Source organism: Streptomyces sp. NPDC014727 (assembly GCF_043083485.1).
GTDB lineage: Bacteria > Actinomycetota > Actinomycetes > Streptomycetales > Streptomycetaceae > Streptomyces.
In genome coordinates this window covers 57,804-82,745 of sequence record NZ_JBIBYR010000029.1, presented here as the reverse complement: position 1 = coordinate 82,745, position 24,942 = coordinate 57,804, and the positions used below count along the sequence as shown (strand labels likewise).

Genomic DNA, 24,942 nt, shown 5'->3' with positions numbered 1-24,942 from the left:
GGTAGGGACCAAAGGGGGGTTGACGGGCAACCTGGTTGAAAATATCTTTCAAATGTGACCCATGACCTGAAGGAAAGTTTCAGCGCTGATTCCCCGCCCGCCCCGGCGGCTCTCGCGGCCAAGGTGCGCACGCTCGCGCCGTCCATGACCCGCTCCATGCAGCGCGTCGCCGAGGCCGTCGCCGGTGACCCCGCAGGCTGCGCCGCCCTCACGGTCACCGGTCTCGCCGAGCTCACCGGCACCAGCGAGGCGACCGTGGTCCGCACGGCCCGTCTCCTCGGCTATCCCGGCTATCGCGATCTGCGCCTGGCCCTCGCCGGGCTCGCCGCACACCAGCAGTCGGGCCGGGCCCCCTCCGTCACCGCCGACATAGCGGTCGACGACCCGATCGCCGACGTGGTCGCCAAGCTGGCCTACGACGAACAGCAGACCCTCGCCGACACGGCCGCGGGGCTCGACACCGTCCAGCTCGGTGCCGCCGTGGCCGCCGCCGCCACCGCCCGGCGCATCGACATCTACGGTGTGGGCGCCTCCTCCCTGGTCGGACAGGACCTGGCGCAGAAGCTGGCTCGTATCGGCCTGATCGCGCACTCCCACACGGACCCGCACCTCGCGGTGACCAACGCCGTGCAGCTCCGCTCCGGCGACGTGGCCATCGCGATCACGCACTCCGGCTCCACCGTCGATGTCATCGAGCCGCTGCGAGTCGCGTTCGACCGCGGCGCCACGACGATCGCGATCACCGGCCGCCCCGACGGCCCGGTGACGCAGTACGCCGACCACGTGCTGACCACGTCCACCGCCCGGGAGAGCGAGCTGCGGCCCGCCGCCATGTCGAGCCGTACGAGTCAGTTGCTCGTCGTCGACTGCCTGTTCATAGGCGTCGCGCAGCGCACGTACGAAACGGCCGCGCCGGCGCTCGCCGCCTCCTACGAGGCGCTGGCCCACCGCCACACCCCGCGCCCCCGCTGACCTCGGAGCGCATCGAACCGACCGCACCGCACCCGCACCCGCACCCGCACCCGCACCCGCACCCGCTGAACCGTACGAGATCGAGAAAGCAGAGCTGCTCTCCATGACCTCCACCACCGACGCCGGCACCAGTTCCCCCGACGGATACGGGGAGCTGCGCGCCCAGCTCGAAACGCTCACCACCGAGGCGTTCCGGCCCGAGCTCGCCGAGATCGACCGTCTGGACACGCTTGAGATCGCCCGGATCATGAACGGCGAGGACCGGTCCGTCCCGGCCGCCGTCGGCGCCCGGCTCCCCGAGATAGCCGCCGCCATCGACGGCACCGCGGACCGCATGGCCCGCGGCGGGCGGCTGATCTACGCGGGCGCCGGCACCGCGGGCCGGCTCGGCGTCCTCGACGCCAGCGAGTGCCCGCCCACCTTCAACACCGACCCCTCGGAGGTCATCGGCCTGATCGCCGGCGGCCCGTCCGCCATGGTCGAGGCCGTCGAGGGCGCAGAGGACAGCAAGGAGCTGGCCGCCGCCGACCTCGACGCCCTGGATCTCAGCGCCGACGACACCGTGGTCGGCGTCTCCGCCTCCGGCCGGACGCCGTACGCGATCGGGGCCGTCGAGCACGCCCGTGCCAAGGGCGCGCTGACCATCGGACTGTCCTGCAACGCGGACTCCGCGCTGGGCGCCGCGGCCGAGCACGGCATCGAGGTCGTCGTCGGCCCGGAGCTGCTCACCGGCTCCACCCGGCTCAAGGCGGGTACGGCCCAGAAGCTCGTCCTCAACATGCTCTCGACGATCACGATGATCCGGCTCGGCAAGACGTACGGGAACCTGATGGTCGACGTCCGCGCCTCCAACGAGAAGCTGCGCGCCCGCTCCCGCCGGATCGTCTCGCTCGCCACCGGGGCGTCCGACGAGGAGATCGAGGCCGCTCTCGCCGCGACCGACGGCGAGGTGAAGAACGCCATCCTCACCATCCTCGGCCAGGTCGACGGCCCCACCGCCGCCACCCTGCTGACCGCGGCCGACGGCCATCTCCGCGCCGCCCTCGCCGCCGCCCCCCGCACCACCACCTGACCCACCGGCTCCACCCCCGCACCCCCGCACAGCAAGGCACCACGCACCATGGCAACAGAAGACAAGAACCGCGCCACCGCCGCCGCGATCCTTCCGCTCGTCGGTGGCGCCGCGAACGTCAGCTCCATCGCCCACTGCATGACCCGGCTCCGGCTGGGTCTGCACGACCGCTCGCTCGTCGACGACGAGGCCCTGAAGGCGATACCCGCCGTCATGGGCGTGGTCGAGGACGACACGTACCAGATCGTCCTCGGGCCGGGCACCGTCGCCCGGGTCACGCCGGAGTTCGAGCGGCTGGTGGAGGAGGGCAGCAAGGCCGCACCGGAACCGGCCGCGACCGAAACCGCCGCCCACCCCGAAGGCCCCGCATCCCCCTCCGCTTCCGCCTCTGCTTCCGCTTCGGCGGACGAACTGGCGGCTCAGGGCGCCGCGATGAGGGCGGCGCGGAAGGCGAAGAACGCCACCCCGTTCAAGCTCTTCCTGCGCAGGATCGCGAACATCTTCGTGCCGCTGATCCCGGCGCTCATCGGCTGCGGCATCATCGCCGGACTCAACGGCCTGCTGGTGAACCTGGGCTGGCTGACCTCGGTCACGCCCGCGCTGGCCGCGATGGCGTCCGGATTCATGGCGCTGATCGCCGTGTTCGTCGGCTTCAACACGGCGAAGGAGTTCGGCGGTACGCCGATCCTGGGCGGTGCGGTCGCCGCGATCATCGTCTTCCCGGGCGTCGCGAACATCGAGGCGTTCGGCCAGAAGCTCTCCCCCGGCCAGGGCGGTGTGCTGGGCGCACTCGGTGCTGCGGTGCTCGCGGTGTACGTGGAGAAGTGGTGCCGCCGCTGGGTGCCCGAGGCACTGGACGTCCTGGTCACCCCGACGCTCACGGTGCTGGTCTCCGGCCTGGTGACGATCTTCGGCCTGATGTACGTGGCCGGTGAGGTCTCCACCGCCATCGGCACGTTCGCCGACTGGCTGCTCTCCAACGGCGGCGCGGGCGCGGGCTTCGTGCTCGGCGGCCTCTTCCTGCCCCTGGTGATGCTGGGCCTGCACCAGGCGCTCATCCCGATCCACACCACCCTGATCGAGCAGCAGGGCTACACCGTGCTGCTGCCGATCCTCGCGATGGCGGGCGCCGGCCAGGTCGGCGCGGCCGTGGCGGTCTACTTCCGTCTCCCCCGCAACGAGTCGATCCGCCGGACGATCAAGTCCGCACTCCCGGCCGGTCTGCTGGGCGTCGGCGAACCGCTGATCTACGGTGTCAGCCTCCCGCTGGGCCGCCCGTTCATCACGGCCTGCGTGGGCGGTGCGTTCGGCGGCGGCTTCATCGGGCTGTTCAACCAGCTCGGCGACAAGGTCGGCTCCACGGCCATCGGCCCGTCCGGCTGGGCGCTGTTCCCCCTCCTCGACGGCAACCACGGCCTCGGCACGACGATCGCGATCTACGCGGGAGGCCTGCTGGTCGGCTACCTCGCCGGGTTCCTCGCGACGTACTTCTTCGGCTTCGGCAAGGACCTGCTGACGGAGTTCAACGTCTCGCGGGAACCGGCGACCTCCGCGGTCACGGCAACGGACGGCCCGACGTCACCGGCTCCCGGCCCCGACACCTCGGAGAAGGAACCGGCCGGGGTCTGACCCGGATACATGGATGAGGGGTGGTACCCGCGCTGCGGGTACCACCCCTCATCCATGTCCACGGCTTCAGACCGGGAAATCCCCCGTGAGGAGCGTCGTACCGAACGGCTCCGGCAACGTGAGGGGCTTCCCGAACGGCACCGGATCGGACTGCTTGTACGTCCCGTCCTCATTCGGTTCCGTGAACAGCGTGGCCATCGCCCCCCGGGTGTCGAAGCGGTCGATCAACAGGTACATCGGCACACCCGCACGCGCATAGGCGCGGTACTTCTTCGTCCGGTCCTCCCGGGCGTTTCCCCTCGACGTGATCTCGACGACGAGCAGAGCGTCCGACACGTCCATCGGGTCGCTGGTCTCGGGATCGGCGGCATCGATGAGCTCCGACGGCATCACCACGAGGTCCGGCACATAGAGCTTGTCCAGCGGGGCCACGTGCACACCGAGGGTCTGGTAGATCTCCAGCTCTTCAGGCAGATCTCTGTAAAGCCTGCGCTGCACTTTGGCGGCGATTCCGTTGTGATGCGCATGAGGCGGAGGTACCAAGACGATCTGCCCTTCGTCGATCTCGGCGCGCCAGCCCTCGGGCACGTCCAGGTCACGCCATGTCTGCAGCAGGTAGTCCCACGGGCGGCCCTCAGAGGCCTGGTCGTTCTCGACCATCGCGGCAGTCATCGCGGGTCCCTTCTCCTGTGGCCTGTCAAAGGAGCGTAGATCGACGGTGCTGCGGCAGTTCGCCGCTCCCATCAGCGTCCCACGATCGTGTGACGTACGCAGCGACCCTCCGCCGTCCGCCCGGCCTCTTCGGTTCCGGCCCTCGGCCCCGCCGAACCGATCCCGCCCGCGCCATACTGGCCGGGTGACCGCTGCACGCATTCTCGTCGTCGAGGACGACCACGGCCTGCGCGATGTCCTGGCCCGTGGCCTGCGCGACGAGGACTTCGACGTCGTGACCGCCGTCGACGGCGCGACCGCCCTCAAGACCGTCGACGAGTCCGTGCACGCGGTCGTGCTCGACGTGGGGCTGCCGGATTCCGACGGACGCGATGTGTGCCAGGCGATGCGTGGTGCGGGGATCACCGTCCCGGTGATCTTCCTCACCGCACGCGGCGATCTCACCGACCGGCTCTCCGGTTTCGCCTCCGGGGGCGACGACTACCTGGTCAAACCGTTCCACCTCAGCGAACTCGCGGCCCGCGTCCGCGCGGTCCTGCATCGCGTCGGCCACCGCGACAACGCCCTGTCCGACAGCGCGGGCGCGATGCGGCTGAACCCGGTCAAGCACGAGCTGACGGTCCACGGCCGGCCGGTGGCCCTGACTCCGACCGAGTTCCGTCTGCTGGCGTGCCTGATGTCCGGCCCCGGGAGCGTGGTACGCCGCCGGGCCCTGCTGCGGGCGGGCTGGCCGGAGGGGGCGCAGGTCAGCGACAACACCCTGGACCAGTACCTGACCCGCCTGCGCCGCAAGCTCCGCGAGGCGGACAGCCCGCAGACCATCAGCACGGTGCGAGGTGTGGGTTACCGCTTCGGGGCTCCGCCTCCGTCCCAGGGGCGATGAAGGGCTTCCCCGCTCCCCGTCGAGGCGGCCCGGTGCGCCGCATGCCGGCAGCCGGTGTCAGCGGCCGGTGGATCCGTCGATCTGCTCGCGGAGGATGTCGGCGTGCCCGGCGTGCCGGCCGGTCTCTTCGATCATGTGCACCAGGACCCATCGCATCGATGGCGCCGCCCTCCGGCGCGGCGCGCGCGGGGCGGGAAGAGCCAGATCCGGGCAGGCGTCGATGACCTGGTTCGCTCGCTCGACGGTGTTCCGGTAGTCGGCGAGCACGCCGTCGACGGTGTCCTCCGCCGACGGCCGGAAGGTCGCACTCCAGTCTTTGGCCTCCTCACCGAGGAAGTAGAACCGTTCGACGGACGCCAGATGCTTGAGCAGCCCGAGAAGGTTGGTGCCCGAGGGCACTTTGTCCGCTCGGACCTGCGGTTCCGGCACGCCCGCGACCTTGTCCGCGACCGCGTTCCGCAGATGGTCGAGGAAGCCCCGCAAGGTGGCCTTCTCGTCGGCGCCGGTCGACGGCGGTCCGGTGTCCTTCGCACGGGTCCGGGATCGTCGCGCACTGTTTTCCGGCATCGAGTCACTCCCTTCCGACGTGACGTGCGGGTCGGGCGGTCATCCGGCGGCCAGTTGGACGAGCAGGACGTTGTCGATGACGGTGGCGATCTCGCCGGCGGGTCCGGTGGCCCGGCGGCGGGGCATGTCGGCGCGCAGGACGGACCAGTGCGCGGGGTCGAGATCGAGTTCGGCGGCGATCTCCGTGGGTGCGGGGTGGTGGATGTCGGGATCCTGGTTCCATGACCAGGGCGCGGTGGAGCCGTGGTCGACGATCAGCAGAAGACCGCCGGGGTGCAGAGCCCGTGCGGCGGTGCGCAGGACTCGGCTGCGGGGAAGCGCGAACGGGGTGTGGAAGTACTGGGCGGAGACGAGATCGAACCGGCCGGCCGGGAAGCTTCTGGCCAGATCGTGCTGCTCGGTGGTGACCCGGTCCGCGACACCGAGATCGTGGGCGCGTTCCCGCACCTGCTCGACGGCGGTGGTGGAGATGTCCACGGCGGTGACGTGCCAGCCCCGCTGGGCGAGCCAGATCGCGTCACCGCCGGCACCGCAGCCGAGATCGAGGGCGGCGCCGGGGCGCAGCGGTGCGGCGGTCTCGGCGAGCAGCGGGTTGACGCGTGCGCCCCAGGTGCGCCGGGTGCGGTAGTGCCGCTCCCAGAACAGCTCGGCGTCCTCATCCGTCGCGCCCCGGTCGCTCGCGGCGTCTGCGGTGGGTCGGCGTCGGGTGGAATCCATCTGAGTTGTCCCTTCGTCGGCCGGCGTGCCGAGCGTGATCGATCCGCGCCTTCGATGCCGGTGATGTACCGACAGCATCGACACCGCCGTTTCACGCTTGCAAGAAAAATTGCGGATCCGCATCATCGAGCCATGGACCATCCCGCAGAAGACGTACTGGCCGGAGTCGGGCCGCGACTGCGTGCCCTGCGCCGGGCGCGAAGCGCCACGCTGGCGGCGCTGGCAAACGAAACCGGCCTCACGGCGAGCACCCTGTCCCGCCTGGAGAACGGCAAGTTGCGGCCCACGCTGGAGCAGCTGCTGCCCCTGGCTCGGGCGCACGGCGTCCCGCTCGACGATCTCGTCGCGGCGCCGCCCACCGGAGACCCGCGCATCCACCTGCGACCGGTGCGGCGATCCGGGCTGGTGATGGTGCCACTGACCAGGCGGGCCGGCGGTATCCAGGCCTACAAGGTGATCCATCCGCCCGCCGGCCGGGCACCCACGATGAACCTGCAGTCCCACGAGGGATACGAGTGGTTCTACGTCCTCGACGGACAGGCCAGGTTCGTGCTCGGTGAGCAGGAGTTCCGGCTCGGCGTCGGCGAGGCAGCGGAGTTCGACACCCGCGTACCGCACTGGATCGGCAGCGCCGACAGCCGGCCCACGGAGCTGCTCGCCCTGTTCGGCGCGCAGGGAGAGCGCGCACACCTGGCACCGTCCAGGCACTGACGGTCCCAGCCCTCCTCCGACCGAGTCCGACCCCTGGTGGCGGCGCGTCCCCTCCGCCGGCGCGGTCGACCTGTTGTCCGCCGGCTCCCCGGCGCGCCGCGGATCACACTCGGCACGAACTTGTCATGAGCAACGCGAACCGCTCAGCTCAGGGCAGTTACATTTACTTCAGCGAACCATGGCGCGCGGGAGTCGCCACGATCATCGCGTGGGCAGCCGGACCCGGCCGAGACCCCCGACCGCTCCCCACGCGATCGAAACGACACCGGACGACAGCATCCGACGAGAGGACGGGAGGGCGAGGCGTGACGGTGTCGACGGGCACGGCCAAGGGCTCCGACAGGCCGGTGAAGCGCCTTCTCACCCCCCGGACCCTCCGCGGTCGCCTCGCCCTGATGGCCCTCGCCACCTGCGCCCTGTGGATCGGCGTCCTGACCACCGTCTTCAACCTCGCCCTCGACAACCGGCTGCACGGACAGGCCGACGACGTCCTGCGCACCCGCGCCGAAGCGGTGGCGGCGACGGTGGACGTACGCCCCGACGGGCGGCTCGTCGTCCGGGAACCCGCCGAGGACCGGGCCCTGGACGTCGGGGTCTGGATCTTCCAGGGCGACACGGTGGTCGAGAAGCCCCCCACCGCGCCCGCCGGCCTGCAGGCCCAGGCGGCCCGGCTCGCCGGAGGCCGCGAGACGTTCGCGGACACCGAGGGCGGTGGGGCGTGGCGGCTGTACGCGTTCCCCGTCGACACCCCCGCCCGGCAGGGACACCCGCCCACGCAGGCCGGCACCGTCGTCAGCTCGGTCAGCCTCGACCCGTACCGCAGCACGGCGGACACCGCGCTGGTCGGCTCCATCGCGCTGGCCGTGCTGCTGCTGGCCACCATCTATCTGCTGACCCGCCTCGTCGTACGACGGGCCCTGCGCCCTGTCGCCGCGATGAGCGAACAGGCCACCCGGTGGAGCGCCGCGGGCGCCCCCGAACGGTTCGGCGCCGAGGGCCGGCCCGCCGAACTCGCCTCGTTCGCCACCAGCCTGGACGCCCTGCTGGACCGGCTGGCCGCCGTCCTGCGACACGAGCAGCAGCAGGCCGCCGAGCTCTCCCACGAACTGCGCACCCCGCTCGCCCGCATCACCGCCGAGACCGAGTGGCTGACCGGACGCCCGCGCTCGGCCGAGGAACGGGAAACCTCCCTGGAAGCCATCGCGGGCGCCGCCACCACCATGCAGCAGATCTGCGACTCCCTGCTTTCGGAGGTCCGCACCCGCAACGCACGGACTCCCGGCCGCTCCCGCTTCGCCGACATCGCGCACCGCCTGGCAGCACGCAACGCGGCCCTGTTCCCCGACGCCCCACCGGTGAGCGTCGCGGCGGCAAACGACGCAACCCCCGGCGGCGAACCCGGCCGCACCCCCGGCACGGCAACCAGCACCGCACCCGGCACCGCACCGGACGTGAGCATCGGCGTCTCGCAGGAGGTCGCCGAGCGCATCCTGACGCCGCTCCTGGACAACGCCCGCCGCTACGCCACCCACACGATCACCCTCACCTGCGCGGCGGGCGCGGGCGAGGTCACGGTCCACGTCGGCGACGACGGCCCCGGCGTCCCGCCGGACTTCGTCGCCTCGCTCTTCGAACCCGGCCGTCGCGCCCGCCCGGAGGACGGACACGACGGCGCGGGTCTCGGCCTGGCCCTGGCCCGCCGACTGGCCAGGGCCGCGGGCGGCGACATCGCACTGGACGCCGCGGCCCCCGGCGCACGTTTCGTCGTCACCCTTCCCGCGGGCTGACTCCCCGTGCGCCGGCCGTCTCGACGGCACCGTCCCGCGCCACATCGCGCCGGGTCCGGGTCAGGAAGACGACCAGGCCGAGGATGACCGCGAGGAACAGGATGCTGGTGCCGACCGTGCCCAGCCCCAGCCCGCCGTCCGCGGTGGGCTGCGACAGATAGTCGCCCAGCGAGGCACCGAGCGGCCTGGTCAGGACGTACGCGATCCAGAACGACCACACCGCGTTGAAGTCCAGCGTGCGGTGCGCGAGCGCCACGGCCGCGATCAGCGCGGCGAACACGACCGCGGAGAGCCAGTACCCCAGGTTCAGCTTCTCCGCCGTGAGGTCGCCCGCGGACGTGCCCAGCGCGAAGGTGAACAGGATCGCCAGCCAGTAGAACGCCTCGCGGCGCGTCGTGCGGATGGTGTGGATGGACAGCGTCCGCTCACTCGCGTACCAGCCGAAGAACGTGACGGCGAGCGCCACCGCGAACACCACGGTCGTGGTCTGGAGCGGAACGCCGAGGTTGTCGGTGAGGTTGTCGCTGATCAGCGTGCCGACCACGCTGATCAGGACCACGGACAGCCAGTACAGGCTCGGCACATAGGAGCGCGCCCGGAACTGGAAGACCAGGGTGACCACCAGCAGCGCGCTCATCAGGTACGAGGTGTTGGTCAGCCCCATGCCCAGGTTGTCGTTGAGCAGATCGGCCGCGGTCTCCCCCACGGTGGTGCACAGCACCTTGATCACCCAGAAGTAGAGGGTCACTTCCGGGACCTTGTTCAGCATCTGTCGTGCACGGGAGCGCGTACCCGGCGCATACGTGTCAGTCGTGTCGGTTGTCATGGAACGGCACGCTGGCAGGGCCTCCCTGAAATTTTCCTGACTGCGCACGGCACCCGATCCGCGTGCTACACAGGTGCACCGAGCTCGAAAGCCTCGTCTTCACCGAACTCGAAAGCCTCGTCGCCGTCGCGACACTCGCACGTCGACCGGACCGACCGGTCCGACCGGTCCGACCGAAGGGCGCCACCCACCCTGGGCGTCGCCCTTCCGCACGTCCACCGCCGTGTCAGAGCTGCCCGGCCGACACCGTCACGGCAGCCTCCCCTCCCGGTTGATCTCCCTGACCCTGGCCCGCAGCACCTCCCCGAGCGGGGCAGGGCGCACCGATTCCGCCGGACAGTCCCACTCCGCCCCGCCCCCCGGCGCCCGCAGCTGTACGTACGGCCCGACGCGCCCCATCACACGCCCCACCCGCCCGTCCCGGGTGTCCACCGCGAACGACCCCGGCTCCGGCCCGCACGGCTCCGGCCCCTCACCCGTCATGACCGGCCAACCCCTGCGCCTCCAGCACCGCACTCAGCCGCAGCGCCGTGTCGAGGTTGCACCGGCCGAGGTCCACCAGCAACGACGTCGATTCGCTTCCCGCGCACGTCACCGGGTCGATCCGCAGCGAAGGCAACGTGATCCCCACCCCCGATAACCCCTCCTTCAGCCGCGCCACCGCGTCCTCCGCCGCCCGCACTCTGACCTCTGCCGCCCCGCGCCGTTCCTTGATCGTCATGGCCCATCCCTTTCCACGCTGAGTAATGACAATGCATACCCAGCGTGTCCAACGCGCAGCTAGCCTGGAAGAGGCGCAGAGCCAACAACCGCACGTGTGTCACAGGGAGTTGTCATGCCTGGCCCCAAAGAGCTCGACCCCCCTCCTCTCCACGCGCCCTGCTCGGCGCCGAACTCCGCCACCGGAGGGAAGGCGCGGGCCTCTCCCAGGGGGACCTGGGCCTGCCCCTGTTCGTCAGCGGTTCCTTCATCGGACAACTGGAGTCCGGTACGCGCCGGATGCAGATGGACCAGGCCCAGAAACTGGACGAGATCCTGCACGCGGACGGGTTCTTCGTGCGCAACTGCGCCGCCCTGAAGAAGTCGAAGTACCCGGACCACTTCGCGGAAGCGGCCGAGGCGGAGGCCGTGGCGAAGACGATCAAGGAGTACGCGCCACTACTGATTCCGGGGCTGTTGCAGACGGAGGGATACGCGAGCGCGGTGTTCCGGGCGTACCAGCCGACGGCACCGGAGGAGGAAATCGACAACTTGGTGGCAGCACGACTCGAGCGCGGCCAGCTTCTGAATAATCCAACAACGCCGATGTTGTGGACAGCTCTCGACGAGGCGGTCCTTCGTCGAGGCGTGGGCGGCCCTGCCGTGATGGCGGAGGCGCTGCGACACGTGGTGTCGCTGGTAGGTCAACACCGGATCATCGCGCAGGTTCTGCCGTTCAGCGAGGGTGCGCACGCGGCCATGGACGGCGGCTTGAAGCTGATGTCGTTCACCGACGCTCCCCCGCTCGCCTACCTGGACGGACTCGGGTCAGGCCAACTGCTGGACGAACCAGGGCCTGTCGCCCGCTACGAACTGACTTACGATCTGCTTGCGGCCAGCGCATTGTCACCAGAATTGTCCCTGGCTCTGATCGAGTCGGCGGCGGAGGATTACGCCCATGAAGCTCAGCAGCCCTGACCACGACCCGTCCACGGCCACCTGGCACAAGTCCTCCTACAGCGGCGGCAACTGCCTCGAAGTCGCGACTTGGCGCAAGTCCACATACAGCGGCGGCGACGGCGGCAACTGCCTCGAAGTGGCCGACGGCCACCCCGGCATCGTCCCCGTGCGCGACTCCAAGGCGACCGAGGGCCCGACGCTCGTGTTCCGGGCCGCTGCCTGGACCTCCTTCATTGCGGACCTCAAGCACGCCTGAAAAGGAGCTGACAGAAGATTCGTGCGTAGCCATGTCTCTTTCCGGGACGGCTCGTTGGGCATGCCCCATGACTGTGGGGGCGGATGGAGCCGCTTCTGCCAGTGCGAACGCGTCGGCGTTGCTGTCCCAGTCGTCTGCCGCTGGACGACCGCAAGTGTCTGCAGGGCATCTTGTTCGTGTTGACGTGCCCACGACTTGTCGATAATGCGGACATTGTCCCTTTTTGATACTTTTGATTCCGCAGGTCGCACCAAGCGGCGAAGAAGATGAGCATTTCGGTCGTAGAGATCGGTGCCGACAAGGAGAGCAGTGCCCTTCCCTACCACCCTGCTTGGTTCTGCCCGATCATTGGCGTCCCTGCGCACAGCGGTGGCCTCACCTGCCGTTCGGTGGCTGCTGCTCGCCACCGTGTGCTATTTCCTCGGCAACGCCGCCCGGTGGGCCGGCGTCCCGGCCGCGCACCTGCTCACCGCGCTGGTCGTAGGTGTGACCGCGTCACTGACGGGTACCGTGCGGTCGCGGTTTCCCACGCGTGCAAACCGTTCGGCGCAAGCGGTGGCCGGCGTGCTCATGGGCAGCTACCTCGACCCCGGGGCGGTGCGGTCCGTGGTCGGCTCGATCGGACCGCTGGCCGGCGTGACGCTGGCCACAGTCGTTCTGTGCCTCGGCGTCGCGCTGATACTCCCGCGCCTGACTCGGATGAGCCATAGCGACGCCGTCCTTGGAATGGTCCCCGGCGGGTCCGCGGCGATCATCGCCTGCGCCGACGACCTAGACGCGGACAGCCGGGTGGTGGCGTTCATGCAGTACCTGCGGGTCGGCATGGTGGCCGCCTCCGCGCCGGTCGTCGTACTTGCCCTTCACACTGCTTCGCACGCCGGGAACCCCGCTCACGCCCGGCCGTTCGGATCCGCCCTGCTGCCGGACTCCCTGGCCCTGGTGAATTCCTCACACACCTTGGCAGGTCTGCTCGTCCTGGCCGCGCTCTGCACGCTCGGCGGCAGCCTCGGACGCCGGCTGAGGCTGCCGGCGCCCACGCTGCTGGGCCCCATGCTGCTGACCGCAGTCGGCGTGTTCACCGGCGCTGCGCACGGGTTCCAGCCGGTCGGGCCGCTCCAGGACGCGGTCTTCGTGGTGATCGGCCTGGAGGTGGGCTCGCGCTTCACCCGCCCCACGCTGCGCCACGCCGGACGCATGCTGCCGTATGTACTGGCCGCAACCTTCACCGTCTGCCTGATGTGCGCCGCGCTTGCCGCCGCGCTTGCCGCCGCGGTCGGCATCTCCTTCAACGACGCCTACCTGGCTACCACTCCCGGCGGCATCAACGCGGTCCTCGCCACTGCCGCTTCACTGCATTCCAACGTCGCCCTCATCTCCACCTCTCAGAGCCTCCGGCTCTTCCTCGTGGTGATGCTCACACCGTTGCTCATCCGCTGGGTGACGAGCTACGGGGCCCGGACGGCGCGTAGGCACGCAGCGTGAGCGGGCGCACCGGCCGGAATGCGCCTGGTGATCCCGCTCGATGAGGTCTACGCGACCATGAGGCGGCCGCTGTGGGGAGAAGACCCGGCGCAAGGGTGCCCCCAAGAGGCGCTCCGCCCCGGACGCGCTCGCGGAGTTCCCGTTCATGGGCCGTCGGATCCGCCTGCACGTCCTGCTGGGGCATGACCCAGGTGCGCCAGAAACCGGCCACGGGACGATCGTGGAGTTCTGAGCGTCTCCGCCGTCGCCCGTTCGGCCCAGCGTCGTTGGTGGTGACGTTGGATGCCGTCCGAGGCCGGGGTGGGCCGTGACCTCGATCGAGACCACGAACTCGGCCTCCGGCCCGAGGCGTACGACCCGCACCTTGACGTCGACTTCACCCCCCGCTGCGCGGCGATGACCCGCCCGGAGCCGACGGCTACGTGCAGGCCGCCTGACGCGGGCCGCCAGGGTCGGCCGAGCCAGGGCCGCGTCGTACTGGCCGACGACCCAGGGCAGGACGACATAGAGCAGCAAGGACCACTGGCTATAGCGGTGGCCGTCCGCCTCGTGACCGCTGCTCGCCACAGGATCAGTCAAGAAGTCATCCCGCGGCGGAGAGGCTGGGCTCGCAGTCGGTCTCCCCGCAGGTCGGGTGGTGTCGGACGGCTCGCGCCGGGGCCGAAACCAGGCCGTCACGGCTTCAGCTTGTCGGCCTCCCTGACCTCGTGGAGGTGGATGAGGACGTCGTAGGCCTTGGCGAGCGCGATGTCGCGCGGCTCCGTGGGGAACAGCGTGCCGACGTTGAGCGTGGGCCGGGCGGTGTTCAGCCAGTCGCGCGCGGCGGCCGGAGCGGTGCGGGCGTCGAGGTAGAAGTCGCGGTAGCGGACCTGGTCGAGGGTGGCCTCGTTCCGGTCGGGCCCGGCGGCCGGCACGGTGAATTTCTTCCACTCGCCGCCCAGCGCGGCGTCCTTCGACAGGAAAGAACCCTGATTGAAGGTGAAGCCGATGGGGAGGTAGTTCTTGCCCATCGTGTCGCGCAGGAACGACCCCTGCGTCTTGGAGTACATCTCGGGATCGCTGGCGACGTAGGCGACATGGTCGTTGTGCGCGGACAGCAGCACCTTCTGGCCGGTGCGCTGCTGCCACCAGGAGACGTTCTGGGCCATCACCTCGTCGCGGAAGCGCTGGGAGGCGGCGTTCGACTCCGGGTCGTCGGGGTTCAGGGTGAGGAACTTGGCGGTCTGGGCGACGGACCGGGCGTTCTGCTCGGCCCAGTCGAACGCGTCGCCGCCGGAGCCCTTCAGACCGCCGACCAGCTCCAGAGCCTGCTGTGCCTTGACGGCGAGCTGCTGCCGTTCCGCGAGCGGCTTGCCCAGGTAGGCGAAGACATCGTCGATCGGGCGCAGTCCGGTGTAGAGCTCGTTGAGCCGCGGCAGCGCCTCCGGGTGGTTCTTCTGCACGTAGCCGGTCACCCGGCCGAAGAACTCGTCGCTCAGCGCGGGGGCGCCGATGTCGTCGCCCATGAAGTGGACGGTGCGGTCGGGGTGGTGGCGGTTGTAGTCCCGCATCCACTCGATGAGGCTGACGAACTCCTCACGTTCCCAGGGTGAGTTGGTGAGCGTCTCCTTGGCGATCTCGCGTGCGTCGCCCTTGCCGGTCTGGAGATAGTCGTCGATCTGGAGTCCCGCGGACCAGCTCAGCTCCAGGGCGAAGGTGGTGAAGCCCTTCTTCTCGACGAGGTGGCGGAAGACCCGCTCCTTCATGGTGAAGAATTCGTGGGAGCCGTGGGTGGCCTCGCCGAGGCCGACCACCTTGGCGTCGCCGATCATCGAGCCCAGGGCTCGCAGGTCGGCCGTGTTCCCTCCGGGCTCGGTCGAGCGCAGCGGGTGCGCCGCCTGCTCCAGTGCGCGGACCGGGTTCTGCTCCCTGCCGGCCCTGTCGGCCGAAGCGGCCTGGACCGTCACGGGCGCGAGGACCGCTCCCGCCGCGACCGCCGCCGTCGCCAGCAGTACCCGTCGGCTGATCCGCTTCCGGTGCCTAGCCATGCTGATACCTCTCAACTTACGTATGGCAACTTGAGAAGGATCATTGCCTGCGATTGCGCTGCCGCACACTGGGAGAAGCCCCCGACTCTTCCCGGGAGACAGCCCCCGGCTCTGGTGGGGAGACAGCTCCCGGAAGAGTCGGAGGGCAGCGCCCGCTCGCCCACTCGATCGGGTGGAGGTTTCCGGCCATAAACGCGGTTTGGGTGAGAAACGGACTCCCCGAGCGCAATCATTCGGCGGTGATCTCATCGAACCGGACGGCTCACCGTCCCAAGTCCCTGCTCCCGGCCGGGCTCGGCGCACTCGCGGTACTGACTCTGCTTCCGGCGATCCCCGCCACCGCCGCGACCACGTCCACCCCGGCGAAGGATTCGTCGTCTCGGGTAGCCGCGTACACGTCGCCCCGTGCGGTGACCCCGGCCGAGCGCAGGACCGCCGCGTACCTCAACTCGTTGCGGAACAGGCCCGAGAGGCTGAAATCCTTCTTCAAGGCGCTGCCCAAGGGGGGCGACCTCCACAACCACCTCTCGGGTGCGGCGAGGACCGAGTTCCTGATCAAGCTCGCGGGCGAGAAGGGGCTCTGCATCGACGCGACGATGACGGCCGTCGCGCCGCCGTGCGGACCGGGCAAGCGGCCCGCCGCCGACGCGCGGACCGATGCCGGCTTCCGTCGGCAGATCGTCCGGGCCTGGTCCATGCAGGACTTCCCGTCCGACCAGTCCGGCCACGACCACTTCTTCGACACCTTCAACAAGTTCGGCATGGCGACCTGGGATCGCGGCAAGCTGCTCGCCGATGTGGCCGACACCGTGGTGGAGCAGAACCAGTTCTATCTGGAGACCATGGTCACCCCCGCGTCGGACAGCGCCAAGAAGCTTGCCGACACCGTGGGTTACGACCCCGACTTCGCCGCATTCCATCGCAAGCTCCTGGCCGGCGGGCGGCTCGACCGGGTCGTGGACGAGGCGGTCCAGGAAGCCAATGACGCCAACGCGCAGTTCCGGGTGGCCGCGCACTGCGACACCCGCCGCCCCGCCCCGGGCTGCCGGCTTCCCGTCAGGTGGATCTCCCAGGTGTCCCGGGGCAGCTCCCCGGCACGGGTGTTCACACAGATCGCGGTAGGAATGCGGCTGGCGGAACGCGACCCGAGGTTCGTCGCCGTCAACCTCGTGCAGCCCGAGGACTGGGACAGCTCGCTGGCCAACTACAGCCTGCAGATGCGGATGCTGAAGTACCTGCACGGCCGGTACCCGGGCGCCCACCTCACCCTGCACGCCGGTGAGCTGGCCCCCGGCCTGGTCAAGCCCGAGGACCTGACGTTCCACATCCGCGAGGCCGTACTCGTCGCCGGGGCCGAGCGCATCGGTCACGGCGTGGACCTGGTCCACGAGAACGACTGGCGGCAGTTGGCCCGGACGATGGCGCGGCGCAAGGTGGCGGTCGAGGTGCCGTTCTCCAGCAACAAGCAGATCCTCGGCATCGCGGGCGCCGACCACCCGTTCAACGCGTACCGCCGCTACGGCGTCCCGATCGTGCTGGCCACCGACGACCCCGGGGTCTCGCGGATCGACATCAGCCACGAGTACCAGTACGCCGCCAAGACCTACGGTCTGCGCTACACCGAGCTGAAGGACCTGGCCCGCGCCTCGCTGGAGTACGCGTTCCGTGGCGGCCGGAGCCTGTGGGCCGCCGACTCCGCCCCCTCCGCCTATCGGCCGGTTGCGGCCTGCCGCGGCGACCGGCTCGGCGCCGGCCACCCGAGCACGCGCTGTGCCCGCTACCTCGCCGACAACCCGAAGGCGGCGACGCAGTGGCGTCAGGAGACGGCCTTCGCCGCCTTCGAGCGCCGTCACCGCTGACCGCATCCGCACACCCCTCCGGGCCCGGGGCCTTGAGCCCCGGGCCCGGACGTCGCTCCACGACGGGCTCCTGACACACCGGGACGCGCACGCTCGCCCTCGGCCGCACCCCCTCGCGCCCCCTCTCACGTCCCCACATCCGCGTCCCGCCCTCCGGTTCCCTTTCCGGTGAACAGCCTGTCCAGGTACTGATCGACAGCGGTGCGCACGCCCCGGGGCTCGATCACGTCCAGCTCGATCAGGGTGGTGAAACCGGTGAGCGCGAGGAGCAGATCGGTCTCGGCCACCGGGTCGCGGTCGGGGTGGATGTACCCATCGGTGATCGCCTGACGGACCAGCCGTTCGACGAGGTCGCGCCCCTGGATCAACCCGTCGCGCGCCCGCGCGTGAATGTTCTCGTCGTGCAGCGCTTCCAGGACGTAGGCGGCGCTCATCCGGCTCGTCGCGCGGGCGTCGGGGTGCAGGGGGAGCGTCTCCATGAGCATCACTCGGAACACGTCGCGAGGATGCGGCCGCTCCCCGAGCTCCTGAAGGCCCCGGCCGACGCGCAGCGAGGTCTGCTCGGACGCGAAGTCCATGGCGAAGGAGAGCATCGCCTCGCGGGAGGCGAAGTAGTGCTGCAACTGCCCGAGCGAGATGCCCGCCTCCTGGGCGACCTCGCGCATGGTCAGATGCACGGCGCCGCGCTGCTCCACCACCCGCCACAGCGCTCGGGCGATCACTTCGCGGCGTTCCTGGTGGTCCACCTGTTTCGGCATCGTCGGCTTCTCCGTGAGCTCGTTCCAATACAGTTGACATAATACAGGTGACTGGTAAACCTGGACACCCACGGAGGAAGGAAGCGACATGCCTGAACAGCCGAGGGTGCGCACCGCGGAAGGCGTGGTGGAGGGCCGCCGACGGCGGGGGCACGCCGTGTTTCGCGGCATCCCCTACGCCCAGCCCCCGGTGGGAGCGCTGCGCTTCGCCGCCCCCGCCCCGCCGCGGCCCTGGGAGGGGACGAGACAGGCGGTGGAGTTCGGGCCCGTGGCTCCGCAGTCCGGCCCGGCCCGCGCGAATCCGACGGAGGGCACGGACTGGCTGACGCTCAATGTCAGCACTCCCGATCCGGGCGCGGCCGGGCTGCCCGTGCTGGTGTGGATCCACGGAGGCGCCTACATCGCGGGGACCTCCGGTGACCCGATGTACGACCCGGGGGCGCTGACCGGAGCGGGACTCGTCGTGGTGAGCATCAACTACCGTGTGGGCGCCGAGGGTTTCGCCCTCCTCCAAGGTGCCCCGCCCAACCGCGGATTCCTCGACCAGATCGCGGCCCTGCACTGGGTGCGGCGGAACATCGCCGCCTTCGGGGGAGACCCCGACCGGGTCACCGTGGCCGGACAGTCCGCCGGGGCGGGATCGATCGCCGCCCTGCTAGCGATGAAGCCGGTGCGCGGCCTGTTCCGACGGGCCATCACCCACTCGGTGCCGGGCAACCACTGCACCCCCGCACTCGCGGAACAGGTCACTGCCGCGCTCGCGGACCGGCTGGGCACGGTGCCCACCGCCGCGGCCCTCTCCGAAGTGGAACCCCAGCGCCTGGCCGAGGCCGTCTCCGCGCTCGGCGCCGAACTCCCCGACCACCACGGAGCCTGGGGACGGCTCTCCCGGACCGGCGTCGCCATATGCCCCGTCGTCGACGGGGACGTCCTCCCCGAAACACCCTGGCCCGCACTGGCCAGTGGCCGCGCGAGCGGAGTCGACCTCCTCGTCGGCCATACACGCGACGAATTCCGGCTGTTCAGCGTCATGAGCGGACGGCTGGGCCGGTTCACCGAGCAGGACGCCCGTACCGCCCTGGCCCTGTTCGCCCCGGGTCCGGACGGCGCCGACGCCTACCGTGCCGCCCACCCCCGGGCCACCCCGGAGGAACTGCTGGAGTCGGTGTACTCCGACGCGCTCTTCCGGATGCCGTCGCTGCGGTTGGCCGAGGCGAACACCGTCGCGGGCGGCACCTCGTTCCTGTTCGAGCTGCTACTGGCCGCCCCGGCCCTCGGAGGAGTCATGGGCGCGTGCCACAGCCTCGACGTCCCCCTGGCGTTCGGCACGCTGGACAGCCCCTCCGGCCGGGGACTCATCGGCGACACTCCCACCCCCGAGACCCTCACGGTGTCGCGGGAACTCCAGCAGGCGTGGGTCCGCTTCGCCACCACAGGCGACCCCGGATGGGCCGCCTTCCGCCCCGACCGGCCCCTCACCCGCGTCCTGGACGCGGAATCGAAGACCCTGCCCTACCCCGAACAGGCCTCCCGCCGGATCTGGGTGGGCCACGCCCCGGCCCCGTTCGATCTCACCTGAAGCGTGGGAGCGTCCGCTGCAGCCGACCCCGTGTGTCGTGGGCAGGATCGATACCCTGTCCCGTTACTCCATATGGATGACTCATCTGCTTATGCCCTTGCTTGTCCATGCACCTGGATGGGTCACTGTAGGTATCGAACCGGCGGGTCGCCCATCCCGTGCCGGGGAAACGTGGTAAGGGCGACGTCTGCTGGTTCTTCGCGTCTGCGCGCAGGGCGGCCGCCGTGCGGCATCGCCTGCCCCTCCGCTGCAACTCCTCGCCGACCCGGATTGCCGTCTGACTGCCGGGCTGTGAGGCGGTGTGTCGCCCTTCGGCCGGTTCGTGGTTTCTCCGTCCGTCTCACCCAGCAAGGGAGAACTGCCATGCCCATCTCTCCGAACCAGGGTTCCACCGGTGGCGGCACTCTGGTGACCATCACCGGCACGAACCTGTCCAACACCAGCGCGGTGACGTTCGGTTCCAAGTCCGCGACGAGCATCACGCAAGTCTCGCCGACCCAGGTCACCGCGGTGTCACCCTCGGGGAACGGCAACGTCGACGTCACCGTGACCACGCCCGGCGGGACCAGCAACCCGCTGCCGTTCTTCTACGTCGGCGCCCCGTTCAAGTCCTCTCTGAGCGCCAACTCCGGCCCGCTGGTCGGCGGCAACACCATCACCGTCAACGGCACCGGGCTGTCCACCGCGACCAGTGTGTCCTTCGGCGGTGTCACCGCGACTCCGACGGTGGTCTCCGACAGTCAGATCAGCGTCACAGTGCCCGCGGGCGCTGCGGCCGGACCGGTGTCGGTGAGTGTGACGACCGCGGGCGGCACCAACAACGGCCTGTCCTACACCTACATCGACACGCCGACCATCACCACCATCGCTCCCAACTCCGGCCCGGCGTCCGGAGGGACAGCAGTGACCATCACCGGAACCAACTTCGACACGACCGACTCGGTCACCTTCGACGCCGAGGTCGCCCCATTCACCGTCATCAATGCGACCACCCTGTCCGTCGTCACCCCGCGCACCAGCGACGGCGCACCCGGCCCGGCAGATGTCCGGGTCACCAACGCCGCCGGGACCGCCCTGGTAGCAGACGGGTTCACCTACCTCGCCAGTCCCGGCATCTGACCAACAGCCCAGCCGTGAGGCGGTCCATCGGACCGTAGGGCGGCGACCGCGACGAGGTAGACGCGGCCTCCGAGGACGGCGAAGTGCGCGCACTGTGGAGGCCGAGGCACGACAGCTCCCGCCTTCGGACATGGGTCCGGGGCGGGACCTGTCGTTGTTCCTGCGTTCGGGTCGTGATCACGTGGACCCGTGCCAGGTCCGCGACGCGGGGGTCGCGATCCGTTCCCGGATCACGACCGAAGGGCGGCGGAACCGGCGCGTCGCCGCCAGGCTGACCGCGTCACGCCAAAACCGCTACTCCGGCGCCGACCAGAGGTGGGCGAGCGTGCCGAGTACGAGTCGGCAGACGTCGTCCGGTTCGGCGCCGGCCAGGGGCTCGCGGTGCACGACCGTCCGCATCAGGCCGATACCGAGCAGCCAGGCCATGGCGAGATCCGCACGCAGGGCGCCGTCCCCGGTGCCGGAGAGCCCGGCCAGCGCGCCCTGGTATTCCTCGCCCAGTTCCCGCAGGGTTCCGGCCGCCTCGTCGCCCCGCCCTATGGAGCGCAGATAGACCTCCAGGGAGCGGTCCCCCGTCCCGTCCGCGCTGCGGGTCAGCATCGAGCGCAGGGCGGTCTCGAAGAGTTGCTCGGGCGGTGTCTCCCGCAACTGCTCCAGTCCGCCCTGCGCTATCACCTGGGTGAGCAGTCCCTGCTTGGACCCGAAATACCGGAACAGCAGCGCCTGATTGGCACCGGCCCGTTCCGCGATGCTCCGGACGGTCGTCCCTTCGTAACCCCGTTCCGCGAACAGGTCGCGGGCCGCTTCCAGCAGCCGGCGGCGTGTGGCCGCGGCGTCCCGGCGGCGCTCTCCGGACGGCGGTGCGGGGGCGGACTCCATGGGCGATTTCCTCTCGGAGGGCCCGTCAGGATAACGGCCTTAAAGGTCGTTGACCTTAGGTGGAGCCACTCCTACCTTTGTAAGCAGCTGCTTACATACTGGAGGCCGTAGTGACGAAAGCAGACATCGTGCCCCTTGCCTATCCCTTCAACACCGCCGACGGGCTCCGGCTCGCGGACGAGTACGAGCGCGTACGCGACCAGCCGGGCCTGTTACGGGTCCAGATGGAGTACGGCGAACCGGCCTGGCTCGTCACCCGCTACGCCGATGCCCGGCTCGTCCTGGGCGACCAGCGCTTCAGCCGCGCCGAGGGCATCGCGCACGACGAGCCCCGGCAGTCCGAGGGGCGGCGCGACAGCGGCATCCTCAGCATGGATCCGCCCGACCACACCCGGCTGCGTTCCCTGGTCGCCAAGGCCTTCACGGTCCGCCAGATCGAGAAGCTCCGCCCCCAGGTCAAGGAGCTGACCGCGAGCCTCCTCGACGACCTGGAGGCGGCCGGACCGCCCGCGGACCTGGTCGACCTCTATGCGCTGCCCCTGCCGGTCGCCGTGATCTGCCGGATGCTGGGCGTGCCCACCGAGGACCGTCCGCTCTTTCGCGTATGGAGCGACGCGGCGCTGTCGACCACTTCCCTCACGGCGGCGGAGTTCGACGCCAGCCGGGAGGAACTGCGCGCCTACATGGCCGAGTTGATCGTCCAGCACCGCCGGTCCCCGCAGGACGACCTGATGACGGCACTCATCGAGGCCCGCGACGGCGGCGACCGGCTCTCCGAACTCGAACTCGTCGATCTGTGCGTGGGCATCCTGGTGGCGGGCCACGAGACCACCGCGTCCCAGATCCCCAACTTCGTCCTGACCCTGCTGGACCATCCCGGCCAGCTGGCCAGGCTCAGGGCCGAGCCCGAACTCGTCCCGAACGCGGTGGAGGAGTTGCTGCGCTTCGTGCCGCTGGGCAGCGGTGCCGGTCAGCCCCGCTACGCCACCAAGGACATCGAGGTCGGCGGCACCCTCGTCCGGGCGGGCAGCCCGGTCCTGGTCGCCATCGGTGCCGCCAACCGTGACGCGCTGCGGTTCGCCGCCCCGGGCGTGCTCGACATCACCCGTGAGGGCAATCAGCACCTCGGCTTCGGCCACGGGGTCCACCACTGCCTGGGTGCCCCGCTGGCCCGGCTGGAACTCCAGGAGGCGCTGATCGCCCTCATCACCCGTTTCCCCGGGCTCCGGTTGGCGGGCGATGTGACATGGAAGTCCGAGATGCTGGTGCGCGGCCCGCGCGTCATGCCGGTCGGGTGGTGACCGCGATGGCCTGGAACGTACGCGTCGATCCCCAGCTCTGCCAGGCGTCGGGCATGTGCGCCGGGACCGTCCCCGAGGTGTTCGCGCTGGACGGCGAGCACGCCCGGGTGCGGGCGGACGGCATCGAGCCGGACGAGCGGGTCCTGGACGCGGCCGACATCTGCCCGGCCCAGGCGATCACCGTGCACGACGGGAACACCGTCATCGGCCCCCGCCGCGACTGAGCCCCCCACGGAGAAACCGCCCCGTGCCGGGAAGAACGATCCGGCACGGGGCGGCTGTGGATCAGCCGAACAGGCGTCGGCCCTAGCCGACCTGCTCCAGGACCCACTGCGGCCCGCCCTCGTAGCTGATGACCGCGCGCCGGCCCTGCGTGGTCAGGAGGCCGAACTCGCCCCGGTCGAGGGCGATGGCGACCGGGCCCTCCTGGTCCGAGCCCTGGATCGACCACTGGTCGGGCTGCCTGCCGCACTGGTCCACCCACACGGCCTGCGGGTAGATCGGGATCGGCGAGAGCGCCAGGCAGCGGTTCTCCCCGCGCGGCTCACGGATCTGGGCCAGGCCGTCGCCCTGGTTGTGGATCTCCCACACGGTGCCGGGGTTGCAGGGCTCGACGTGGCCGCCCAGCGGACCTTCGCCGCCCGCGAGACACAGGCCGCTGCGCACGTCACGGATCAGGTAGGAGCCGTCGTCGGCGGCCTGGGCGGGGGTGGCCAGCGCCGCCACCGCGACGGCGGCCGCGGCCAGGGAAAGAATCGAACGAATACGCACGGGACTCCTCGTACGAAAGAGATGCGGAAAGCCGGGCCACATCGGCGGCGGCCCGGAGTCCCCAAGATCACAAAAATGTGCGGCCGTTCGTGCACCCGGCGGACCACCGGCCCGAGTTTCCACCCCAACGGCAGCGGCGCGCGCATCACGCACGGCGCACTCAGACCTCTCTCGCGCCCCCGGCGACGAGAGAATTCCTCCCGGAGCTCAAGCCGCGAAGTCCGAGCGCTCTTTCCGAGGAAGGGGAGGTGGGCCACTTCCCACCCACCCTCCCCGCCCGGCGAGTTGACTTCCCGTGACCGGCTTGCCACGGATGGTGGCGACGTTCTAGCGTTCCGAACAACGAACGACCCCTGCCGGTGCTGACACACCGAACAGGGGCCTGACCACTTCGATCGTCAGGAGCGCGATCTCATGGCTGCCAGCCAGCTTAGTACCGCCCCGTGCGCCCCGCACGTATCCCTGCCCACACTCCCGCACCCGATGGCCAATCCGGGCTACGGCAAGCGCTCAGCCCCCGCACAACTCCCTCGCACCGAGCACGATTTCGCGCATCTGCCACCCCGCGAGGCATCCATCGCGGCGTACGTCGACCGGCTCCCGGAGGGCGCCGACATCTCCGTGAAGACGCTGGCCAAGGTCCTCCCGTACGGCCAGTGCGCGCTGCGGACGGCCCTCAACCGGCTCCAGGACGCCGGTCATCTGCGACGGGGCAGCGAGTGCGTCGCCCATGACGAGGTCCTGCTCTGGGTGACCCGCACGTTCTTCTCCCGTACCGCGCGGGACGACGACTGGTGGGCGGCGTTCAGCCGGGGCGACGCACCGCCCGAGCAGCGACAGCAACGTCAACACCCCACCCGTTCCCGCGCGTTCGTACTGCTGGCCGCGCTGGGCCGCACCACCCCCGCCCTCACCCTCTCCGCGGCGGACTGCGCGGCACTGGAGCCGCAGGTCACCGGCTGGTTCGAGCGCGGCGCCACGGAAGCGGAACTGCTCCACGCCCTCACCGACGGCCTCCCCGCCCCCGTCCACCACGCCGCGGCTCTCGTCCGCAGGCGACTGACCGACAAGATGCCACCCGAACGGGCCGCTCCGACGCACCACCGGACGGTGTTGCGCACCCTGGAGTGCGGCGAGTGCCGCGCGCCCGGCAGCGCGGAGGCCCTGATCGGCGGCCGGTGCGGACCCTGCCGGGGCAACCCCGTCGACACTCCCACCGGCCCGCCCGGAACCATCCCGCCCACCGGCGTACGCAGCCGCATGAACGAGGTCCGGGCAGCGATGAAGCCGTGCTCCGAGCGGATCGGCCGCCCGCCCCGCCCCCGCCTCCGTGATCGCGGGGTGTCCGAAACCGGCTCCCACCTGGGAGTGGTTTGATCCACTTCCCCTTCGGGTCGCTACTTTGCGTGGTCATCA

The 24,942-nt window shown here is 70.3% G+C and carries 24 protein-coding genes and 1 pseudogene; 15 read left to right on the top strand and 10 right to left on the bottom strand.

Features of this window, described 5'->3' with window-relative positions:
• Window positions 1–54: 54 nt before the first annotated feature.
• From ACF1B9_RS31655 to ACF1B9_RS31645, 3 genes are all read left to right on the top strand, one after another.
• Window positions 55–972: a MurR/RpiR family transcriptional regulator gene (locus tag ACF1B9_RS31655; RefSeq protein WP_351075215.1), complete on the top strand. Its 918-nt coding sequence runs from the start codon at window positions 55–57 to the stop codon at window positions 970–972.
• 103 nt (window positions 973–1,075) lie between these two features.
• Window positions 1,076–2,044: an N-acetylmuramic acid 6-phosphate etherase gene (gene murQ, locus ACF1B9_RS31650; RefSeq protein WP_391745936.1), complete on the top strand. Its 969-nt coding sequence runs from the start codon at window positions 1,076–1,078 to the stop codon at window positions 2,042–2,044.
• Window positions 2,045–2,092: 48 nt separating this feature from the next.
• A complete protein-coding gene (locus ACF1B9_RS31645; RefSeq protein ID WP_391745934.1) occupies window positions 2,093–3,673 on the top strand; it encodes a PTS transporter subunit EIIC in 1,581 nt (526 codons plus the stop codon).
• 66 nt (window positions 3,674–3,739) lie between these two features.
• On the opposite strand, the gene ACF1B9_RS31640 is transcribed toward ACF1B9_RS31645, so the two are convergent.
• Entirely contained in the window at window positions 3,740–4,345 is a 606-nt protein-coding gene (locus tag ACF1B9_RS31640; protein WP_391745932.1) for a Uma2 family endonuclease, read from the bottom strand.
• Between the two features lie 184 nt (window positions 4,346–4,529).
• Between ACF1B9_RS31640 and ACF1B9_RS31635 the strand changes: the two genes are divergently transcribed.
• On the top strand, window positions 4,530–5,228 hold the full coding sequence (locus ACF1B9_RS31635; RefSeq protein WP_391745930.1) for a response regulator transcription factor: 699 nt from the start codon (window positions 4,530–4,532) through the stop codon (window positions 5,226–5,228).
• 57 nt (window positions 5,229–5,285) lie between these two features.
• On the opposite strand, the gene ACF1B9_RS31630 is transcribed toward ACF1B9_RS31635, so the two are convergent.
• Window positions 5,286–5,795: a DinB family protein gene (locus ACF1B9_RS31630; protein WP_391745928.1), complete on the bottom strand. Its 510-nt coding sequence runs from the start codon at window positions 5,793–5,795 to the stop codon at window positions 5,286–5,288.
• 39 nt (window positions 5,796–5,834) lie between these two features.
• On the bottom strand, window positions 5,835–6,512 hold the full coding sequence (locus ACF1B9_RS31625; RefSeq protein WP_391745926.1) for an SAM-dependent methyltransferase: 678 nt from the start codon (window positions 6,510–6,512) through the stop codon (window positions 5,835–5,837).
• Between the two features lie 132 nt (window positions 6,513–6,644).
• Here ACF1B9_RS31625 and ACF1B9_RS31620 point away from each other — a divergent pair, with 132 nt between their 5' ends.
• Together ACF1B9_RS31620 and ACF1B9_RS31615 are read left to right on the top strand one after the other, a co-directional pair.
• A complete protein-coding gene (locus ACF1B9_RS31620) occupies window positions 6,645–7,223 on the top strand; it encodes a helix-turn-helix domain-containing protein (RefSeq protein ID WP_391745924.1) in 579 nt (192 codons plus the stop codon).
• A 305-nt stretch (window positions 7,224–7,528) separates the two neighbouring features.
• A complete protein-coding gene (locus ACF1B9_RS31615; RefSeq protein WP_391745922.1) occupies window positions 7,529–9,010 on the top strand; it encodes an ATP-binding protein in 1,482 nt (493 codons plus the stop codon).
• Here the strand turns inward: ACF1B9_RS31615 and ACF1B9_RS31610 are convergent.
• From ACF1B9_RS31610 to ACF1B9_RS31600, 3 genes are all read right to left on the bottom strand, one after another.
• Window positions 8,991–9,836: a hypothetical protein gene (locus tag ACF1B9_RS31610; RefSeq protein WP_391745920.1), complete on the bottom strand. Its 846-nt coding sequence runs from the start codon at window positions 9,834–9,836 to the stop codon at window positions 8,991–8,993. The two genes, ACF1B9_RS31615 and ACF1B9_RS31610, sit on opposite strands and share 20 nt — an antisense overlap.
• A gap of 249 nt (window positions 9,837–10,085) precedes the next feature.
• Entirely contained in the window at window positions 10,086–10,319 is a 234-nt protein-coding gene (locus ACF1B9_RS31605) for a hypothetical protein (protein ID WP_391745918.1), read from the bottom strand.
• Complete coding sequence (locus ACF1B9_RS31600) at window positions 10,309–10,557, bottom strand: hypothetical protein (protein ID WP_391745916.1); 249 nt, start codon at window positions 10,555–10,557, stop codon at window positions 10,309–10,311. Before ACF1B9_RS31600 ends, ACF1B9_RS31605 begins: the two co-directional genes overlap by 11 nt.
• Window positions 10,558–10,671: 114 nt before the next feature.
• On the opposite strand from ACF1B9_RS31600, the pseudogene ACF1B9_RS31595 reads away from it, so the two are divergent.
• The 3 genes and pseudogenes from ACF1B9_RS31595 to ACF1B9_RS31585 all read left to right on the top strand — a co-directional run bounded on the left by ACF1B9_RS31595 (window position 10,672) and on the right by ACF1B9_RS31585 (window position 13,233).
• Window positions 10,672–11,513, top strand: a pseudogene (locus ACF1B9_RS31595) (Scr1 family TA system antitoxin-like transcriptional regulator).
• Complete coding sequence (locus ACF1B9_RS31590; RefSeq protein ID WP_391745915.1) at window positions 11,494–11,751, top strand: DUF397 domain-containing protein; 258 nt, start codon at window positions 11,494–11,496, stop codon at window positions 11,749–11,751. Before ACF1B9_RS31595 ends, ACF1B9_RS31590 begins: the two are co-directional and overlap by 20 nt.
• Window positions 11,752–12,060: 309 nt before the next feature.
• Window positions 12,061–13,233, top strand: coding sequence for an AbrB family transcriptional regulator (locus ACF1B9_RS31585; protein WP_391745913.1), 1,173 nt, complete (start codon window positions 12,061–12,063; stop codon window positions 13,231–13,233).
• 674 nt (window positions 13,234–13,907) lie between these two features.
• Here the strand turns inward: ACF1B9_RS31585 and ACF1B9_RS31580 are convergent.
• A complete protein-coding gene (locus tag ACF1B9_RS31580) occupies window positions 13,908–15,260 on the bottom strand; it encodes an erythromycin esterase family protein (RefSeq protein WP_391745911.1) in 1,353 nt (450 codons plus the stop codon).
• A 239-nt stretch (window positions 15,261–15,499) separates the two neighbouring features.
• Between ACF1B9_RS31580 and ACF1B9_RS31575 the strand changes: the two genes are divergently transcribed.
• Window positions 15,500–17,119, top strand: coding sequence for an adenosine deaminase (locus ACF1B9_RS31575; RefSeq protein WP_391745909.1), 1,620 nt, complete (start codon window positions 15,500–15,502; stop codon window positions 17,117–17,119).
• Between the two features lie 125 nt (window positions 17,120–17,244).
• Here ACF1B9_RS31575 and ACF1B9_RS31570 read toward each other — a convergent pair whose 3' ends face one another.
• Window positions 17,245–17,877 carry a TetR/AcrR family transcriptional regulator gene (locus tag ACF1B9_RS31570; RefSeq protein ID WP_391745907.1) on the bottom strand — a complete coding sequence of 211 codons (633 nt, stop codon included), beginning with the start codon at window positions 17,875–17,877 and terminating at the stop codon, window positions 17,245–17,247.
• An 88-nt stretch (window positions 17,878–17,965) separates the two neighbouring features.
• Between ACF1B9_RS31570 and ACF1B9_RS31565 the strand changes: the two genes are divergently transcribed.
• Window positions 17,966–19,456: a carboxylesterase/lipase family protein gene (locus ACF1B9_RS31565; RefSeq protein ID WP_391745905.1), complete on the top strand. Its 1,491-nt coding sequence runs from the start codon at window positions 17,966–17,968 to the stop codon at window positions 19,454–19,456.
• A gap of 363 nt (window positions 19,457–19,819) precedes the next feature.
• The gene (locus tag ACF1B9_RS31560; protein WP_391745903.1) at window positions 19,820–20,575 is read left to right on the top strand and encodes an IPT/TIG domain-containing protein; all 756 of its coding nucleotides are present in this window, start codon (window positions 19,820–19,822) and stop codon (window positions 20,573–20,575) included.
• A gap of 294 nt (window positions 20,576–20,869) precedes the next feature.
• Here the strand turns inward: ACF1B9_RS31560 and ACF1B9_RS31555 are convergent, their stop codons facing one another.
• On the bottom strand, window positions 20,870–21,454 hold the full coding sequence (locus ACF1B9_RS31555; protein WP_391745901.1) for a TetR/AcrR family transcriptional regulator: 585 nt from the start codon (window positions 21,452–21,454) through the stop codon (window positions 20,870–20,872).
• A gap of 110 nt (window positions 21,455–21,564) precedes the next feature.
• On the opposite strand from ACF1B9_RS31555, the gene ACF1B9_RS31550 reads away from it, so the two are divergent.
• A complete protein-coding gene (locus ACF1B9_RS31550) occupies window positions 21,565–22,755 on the top strand; it encodes a cytochrome P450 (RefSeq protein ID WP_391745899.1) in 1,191 nt (396 codons plus the stop codon).
• Between the two features lie 5 nt (window positions 22,756–22,760).
• Entirely contained in the window at window positions 22,761–22,979 is a 219-nt protein-coding gene (locus ACF1B9_RS31545; protein ID WP_391745897.1) for a ferredoxin, read from the top strand.
• Window positions 22,980–23,061: 82 nt separating this feature from the next.
• Here ACF1B9_RS31545 and ACF1B9_RS31540 read toward each other — a convergent pair whose 3' ends face one another.
• Window positions 23,062–23,526, bottom strand: coding sequence for an RICIN domain-containing protein (locus tag ACF1B9_RS31540; protein ID WP_391745895.1), 465 nt, complete (start codon window positions 23,524–23,526; stop codon window positions 23,062–23,064).
• Window positions 23,527–23,940: 414 nt separating this feature from the next.
• On the opposite strand from ACF1B9_RS31540, the gene ACF1B9_RS31535 reads away from it, so the two are divergent.
• Window positions 23,941–24,903, top strand: coding sequence for a hypothetical protein (locus tag ACF1B9_RS31535; RefSeq protein WP_391745894.1), 963 nt, complete (start codon window positions 23,941–23,943; stop codon window positions 24,901–24,903).
• Window positions 24,904–24,942: the final 39 nt, after the last annotated feature.